The following is a 5,881-nucleotide window of genomic DNA, read 5'->3' on the forward strand; positions in this document are numbered from 1 at the left end:
ATCGACACGCGCGTGTCCGTCGGCAGCCTCCGAAGGTCGGGCGGAACCACAGCATCAGGGAAGAACACCTTGCCGACTTCGAGGATGGAGACCGTGCCGTCACTGCCGTACACCGGTATCTCCGGTCGAGCGTGGTGCGCAAGACCGTAGTGATCCAAGTGCGAGTGCGTGAGCACGATCGCCTCGATGGATGGCGTGGTCGCATCATCCGGATACAGGCCAGCGACTCTGGACAAGACGCCCTCGTCCAGCAGCTCGGATGTCGGCCTTCGTGGCGTGTCTCGCGGGAAGTCACCACCATCGGGGGCAACCAACGGCATTCCAAGATCCAGCAGGATCCGAGTACCGCTGTCCGAGGCGACCTCGATGCACATGCCGCCTATCTCGTGCTGCCCCCGGTGGATCGTGTAGCGCAACTAGGCCCCCACCGAGGTGGCGAACTCCTCGAGCGGGATCATGCTCTTGGCGTAGAGCGCATACCCGGCGTGCGCCACATTCGCCACGTAGTAGTCGGCGTGCACTCTGTCGGGCAGATCCGCCAGTTCGCGGCGAAGAACAGAGGAATCAGGGTGGTGGTTCGCGATCACGAATACCACTTCGGGTCGACCACCCGAGACCTCGACTTCGCGTGTGGCGATGCGCTTCGGGATACCCGGCAGGCGGAGTCGTCTCTTCGTGTCGAAGATGTCTTGGAGCTCCCTGCAAAGAGACTCATACGGTTCGGAGACTGCGCCGCTGGCCTCTGGGGCGAGGAAGCGCTCGATGTCGTAGACGTGCTTGGCGAGTCCAGGTAGTACATGTCCCGATCCGTCTGGCCCACGACCCGACGCGATTGCGGCATCACCAGCCTTCATCTCGATGATGACTGGCGTCGCCGCTGAACTCGACCTCGTACGACCGGCCGAAGGCCAACGCAAGCCCACCATGTCGAACCGAAACCCGGTCTCCCTTTGTGGGCAGAGGCTTGGTGACTGCGCGTACTCGATATCGACCACGAAGTAGTCAGAGAGATCGCCTGTCGCATGCCGGTTGTTGTCCCGTACGACCGCCTGCTGATACTCGCGCTCCAGCTTGGGATGCTTGCAGAAGCGAATGTCCATTGCCTGCTTGTAGAAGCCGAACGCCTGAACCCAGGCGTCGGCGTCGTGGTTGGAGGCAACCGTCGGAGGCGGCTCGTGATCCGGCTTTGCTGACGTGTAGCCGTCGTGTCCGCCAAGGTAGCGACCGTCGAACTTCGCAGCGAACTTCTCGCCGCGTGCTTGCTGGTGCAGGCCCAGCAGCCGTCCACCCCGGTAGTAGATGTCGACGTAGTCGCGTCGAATCTCGAGACTCAGCGTGTCGTCATGCTGGAGTCGCTCGAGGATCGGCTGAAGGATGCCGGATGCGAGCTGCTCCTGGAATCGTTCACCGATTCCGCGCTGATACCGTTCGTCGATCACGCTGGCTCCCTCCGAATGCCGCTATCCGTTCACGTAGACGTAGATGCCAGGGCTGATCTCCTGGAGTTCGAGACTGATCGGTCCCCTCGAAGCGAGATACGACTGAACAGCGACACGCAGGCTATCGCTACTTGGCTGATCGACGGCGCGAATGCGGACCTCCACCGATTCCGGCTGGCCGTGTAGCCAATCGAATCCGACGATGTGCGCGGCTACCGTCTCGTCTGAGGGCAGCCCCCAGAAGAAGTCGACTCCGTGGCCGCTCCCCGCACGAAGCGTCTGATCCTCTGTCCAGATGACTGTCAGGCCTGTCCCCCTCAGGACGGCGGGCACTTCCATTCCGCATGGTAGCGAGCGCCTCTGACACGAGGCTAGCGTATCCCGATGACTCTGCAGCTTGTGGGCGCCGCCTTCCCCACCTTGCCGGCTGCGCTCGTTCTCCCGCATATGTCCCGTGACTCACCCCAGCAGCCCCAGTTGGTGGAGCAACAGCGACGACTCCGTCAACGCGTTCTGGAGGCGTTAGCCGGAAGAGGGTGACTGACAAATCCCCAGCTCAGAACACAAGAAGACCCCGCCGGCACTCGACGGGGTCTTCGGTGTTCGCATGGTGGCCAGAGACGGACTTGAACCGCCGACACGGGGATTTTCAGTCCCCTGCTCTACCAACTGAGCTACCTGGCCGCGCAAGCGTGAAGGATAGCACGCACCCGGCCTCGGTCAAGCGAGCCGGCAGCCCGCCCCGCCCGCGACCTGCGGCTACAGCGCGTCGAACTCGCTCCAGTAGAACTCCTCGGCCCCGATCGGCACCGCGCCCATGCCGCCGATGAGCAGCAGGTGCTCCACGGTCGGCCCGTGCGAGTCCATCGCGAGCTCGAGGCCGGCCGGCGACGCGGACAGCTCCGCGCCGGTGTCGTCCGCCGGACTCTGCAGCAGCAGGACGCCGCCGCGCTGGCCGATGGCCGGGCCGGCGCCGAGCGCGTCGGGGAAGGATGCCCCCGTCGCCAGGGCGACGTTCGCGTAGGTGCCCCAGCCGTGATCGTTCGCGTAGTCCGCCACGGCGACGGCCGTCTGGTAGCGGTTCGCGCCGCTCATGCGGTTGACCACGGTGGTGCCGCCGTTCAGCGCGTCGATCTGCTGGTACGCCGTCGCACTCACCGCGCCCGTGCCGCCCGCGACGTGCACGTTGCTGAAGTTGTAGAAGTCGATGACGGCTGCCGCCTCGGCGTGCAGCGACGACGGCGGGGTGAGCAGGACCGGGTACTTCATGTTGTGCGCGTACGGCGAGACCGCGAGTGCGTCGGGGAAGTTCGCGCCGTTCACGACGAACGCGTGGCCGTAGCCGCCGGCCGTGAGCGCGATCACCTTGTCGGCGACCTGGGCGGACGTCTGGTAGCGGTCGACGCCCGCGATGCGCTCGATGTCGCCGGGCTGGTCGTACCCCATCGCGACGAGGTCGTCCTCGACCGTGTCGGACACCGCCGCGGTGCCTCCCACGATGACGACGCGCTGCGCGTTCATGCGCATGATCTCGACGTTGGCATCCGTGCCGAGGTACCCGGGCGGCGTGAGGATGACGGGCGAGTCGTACGCGCCCGCGAGCGCGGACGCGGACAGCGCGTCGGCGAAACTCGTGCCCGAGCACAGGACGGCGACGCCCGCCTCGGCGAAGCTGCTGCGGCTCACCGACTGCGCGGTGCCGTAGCGCGTCTCGCCCCACAGGCGCTGGACGATGTCGTCGTCGCGCATCCAATACAGGTCGAAGTCGGTGGCGTCGTAGCCGCCGACGTACACGCTGTAGTCGCCGCCGCCGCCCGGCGGGACCACGTAGTCCGCGATGGCCATGTCGGGCACCGCGGGGGTGAAGCGGTGCCCCGCATACCACCAGTCCGAGCTGTGGAACGGCTGGTCGTCGAGGATCCAGTCCGGCTCCCACACACAGAACGTCGCGTCCGCGCCGTCCACGTCGGTGAACACTACGAGCGACAGCCGGTCACCGGCGTTCAGCCCGGAGAAGGTCCAGCCCTGGCTGCTCCACGCGCCGCCGTCTATGTGCCCGCTGACCATCCCGCTGCCCAGCACGGTCTGCACGCTCGGCTCGCCGGACGCGACCGCGGGGCCGCTCGCCGCAACCACCGCCAGCATTGCGCCGGCGAGGAGAACGCGTGCGGTCTTCCTCGGCATTGCGGCCTCCCACTCTACGAACCGGACTTCCTGCCGCCGTCGGCGGCGTCGGGCACGACCAGCGACAGCGCCCACGAGATGACGCTCGTGATGATGGCGGCGAAGAACGCGGTCCAGTAGCCGTCGATCGAGATGCCGGGCGCCCACGAGCCGGCGAGCCAGAACACGAGCCCGTTGATGAACAGCATGCCGATGCCGAGCGTGAGCACGACGAACCCGCACCCGAGCACCGTGAGCAGCGGCTTGAGCGTCGCGTTGAGCAGCCCGAGCAGCACCGCCATCACCGCGATCGAGATGATGCCGACCTCGCCGGTGACCTCGAATCCGGGCAACAGCCACGCGGTCGCGGCGAGCGCGAGCGAGCACAGCAACCACCTGACGAGCAGCCTCATCCTTGCGCGCCTCTCTGTCGGGCGGCGGGCTACAGCGTGACCCACCACGGGACCGTGAGGAAATCGTAGAACAGGAAGTCGGTGTCCGACACGGCGCCCGCGCCGCCGAACGCGTACGACTTCCACAGCGTCGCATCGAAGCAGTTGTCGTCGTAGACGTTGTCGACGTAGTTGTAGACCTCGGGCTCCTCGGCGGAGAGGTCGTCGAGCAGCAGCGGCGTGCCGGCGTGTCCGCACATGACCCCGCCCGCGAGCGCGTCGGGGAAGTTGCGCCCCGAGGCGAGCCCGACCTCCTCGGAGTAGAGCGTGAACAGCGCGCTCGGGTTCGCCGGTGTACCGACGAGGTCGGCCGGGTCCATGCTGCCGGCCCACTCGGCGAACATGCGCGCGGTCTCGTAGCGGGTCGCCCCGGCGATGCGGCGCACGTGGTCGGCGTCGCCGAGCTTCGTGGCGAGTGTGGTCTGCACGCCGGTGCCGACCGCTCCCGTGCCGCCGACGATGACCACGTCGGTGATGCCCATCATGTCGAGCGCCTCGTCGGTGGCCGCCGGCACGGAATCCTTCTTCACGAGCAGCACCGGGGCCCAGTTCCAGGTCGCCATCGGCGAGGCGGCCAGCGCGTCGGGGTAGTTCGCGCCGCTGACGATGAACGCCACCGGCGTGATGCCGTAGCCCGGGTACATCTCGCCGATGAGGTAGTCGGTGAACTCGCTGATGAACGCGGCGGTGCCGTAGCGGTCGTCGTATTCGGGGTGCGCGAGCCGCACGACCGTGATGCCCGCGAGCGCGTCGACCTGTGTCGCGACGGCCGCGCTCACCGCGCCCGTCCCGCCGAGGATGCACACGACGGTGTCCTCGGGGCCCTGGGCGAGGCGGGCGATCTCGGCCGCGGCATCCGGCGACAGCGAGGCGCCGTCGGTGAGCACGAGCGGCGCCGAGGCCGGCCCGGCGAGCCCGCTGCCCGAGAGCGCGTCCGGGAACGACTTGCCCGTGGCCAGCAGGATCGCGCCGCCGTCGCACGCGCCGTCCGGGAAGACCTCGTTGGCGATGTAGCGCGCGGTGGCGTAGCGGTTCGCGCCGGCGATGCGCTGCGCCAGGCCCATCTTGAAGCGCAGGGTGTAGGCGCCCGCGGCGCCCTCGTAGTTCCACCAGAAGCCGGGCGTGAAGTCCGGGTCGCCGAAGTCACCTTGGTAGTACGGGCGCACGCGCACGTAGTAGGTGCCGGCGAGCGCCGCGGCCTTGTCGGGATCGAACTGGATGGCCACGCTGGCGCCGTGGTTCCACCACCACCGGCACTCGTCGGCGCCGTACGTGCAGTTCGGGTCGAAGTCCGTGTACGTGGTATCGCCGGACTTGGTCGCGGGCATGGAGCGCGGGTCGGTCGCGGACGCGCCGGCGCGATAGACCTCGATGAGCGGGTCGACCTCGGCCTCGTCGGTCCACGCCTCGATCAGCACCGAGAGGCCGTCGCCGGCGATCTCGGCCTCGGTGACCGTGAACCGGTACCAGTCCTCGTCCCACTCGGCGGTCGCGGTGGCGCCGCGAGCCGTGTCGATGGTGTGCTGCTCGGTGTACGGCGCGTCGGCGAAGTAGGTGACGTGGTCGGGCAGGGCGCGGGCGGTGGCCATGGTGTCATCGCCGGCGCCGGACTCGTAGGAGTCGGGCGTGGCGGTGTCGACGCCGGCGGCCACCGGGCCGGCCGCGGCGGCGGACACGCGTGCCGCAGGCGCGCCGAGCGCCGTGGCGGCAGCGAGCGCGGCGGGGCCGGCATCGCCGGCGCGGCCGAGGCCGCGGACGGCCTTCGTGACGCGGGCGTCGGCGGCGGCCGCACGCGCGACGCTCGCGCCCTCCTCGTACCGGCCGAGT

General features: G+C 68.4%; 6 protein-coding genes and 1 tRNA gene. All 7 read right to left on the reverse strand.

Translation table 11 applies throughout. From position 1 onward, the window contains the following. On the reverse strand, positions 1–416 hold a 416-nt coding region (locus FDZ70_05670; GenBank protein TLM77158.1), incomplete at its 3' end, for an MBL fold metallo-hydrolase. Continuing rightward, a complete protein-coding gene (locus tag FDZ70_05675) occupies positions 417–1,439 on the reverse strand; it encodes a hypothetical protein (protein ID TLM77159.1) in 1,023 nt (340 codons plus the stop codon). 21 nt (positions 1,440–1,460) lie between these two features. Beyond that, entirely contained in the window at positions 1,461–1,772 is a 312-nt protein-coding gene (locus tag FDZ70_05680; GenBank protein ID TLM77160.1) for a hypothetical protein, read from the reverse strand. A 275-nt stretch (positions 1,773–2,047) separates the two neighbouring features. Beyond that, positions 2,048–2,123 (reverse strand) — tRNA-Phe (locus FDZ70_05685). Between the two features lie 75 nt (positions 2,124–2,198). Beyond that, complete coding sequence (locus FDZ70_05690; GenBank protein ID TLM77161.1) at positions 2,199–3,623, reverse strand: cell wall-binding repeat-containing protein; 1,425 nt, start codon at positions 3,621–3,623, stop codon at positions 2,199–2,201. Positions 3,624–3,637: 14 nt separating this feature from the next. Beyond that, positions 3,638–4,015: a phage holin family protein gene (locus tag FDZ70_05695; protein TLM77162.1), complete on the reverse strand. Its 378-nt coding sequence runs from the start codon at positions 4,013–4,015 to the stop codon at positions 3,638–3,640. 29 nt (positions 4,016–4,044) lie between these two features. Beyond that, the coding region (locus FDZ70_05700; GenBank protein TLM77163.1) for a cell wall-binding repeat-containing protein at positions 4,045–5,881 on the reverse strand (1,837 nt) is incomplete at its 5' end.

The sequence above is a fragment of the Actinomycetota bacterium genome (assembly GCA_005774595.1).
In the GTDB taxonomy this organism is placed as follows: Bacteria; Actinomycetota; Coriobacteriia; order Anaerosomatales; family D1FN1-002; genus D1FN1-002.

What these genes read in the sequence shown, in the direction of transcription:
- FDZ70_05690 (TLM77161.1), bottom strand. Translation starts at nt 3,623, where the DNA reads ATGCCGAGGAAGACCGCACGCGTTCTCCTCGCCGGCGCAATGCTGGCG.
- FDZ70_05695 (TLM77162.1), bottom strand. Translation starts at nt 4,015, where the DNA reads ATGAGGCTGCTCGTCAGGTGGTTGCTGTGCTCGCTCGCGCTCGCCGCG.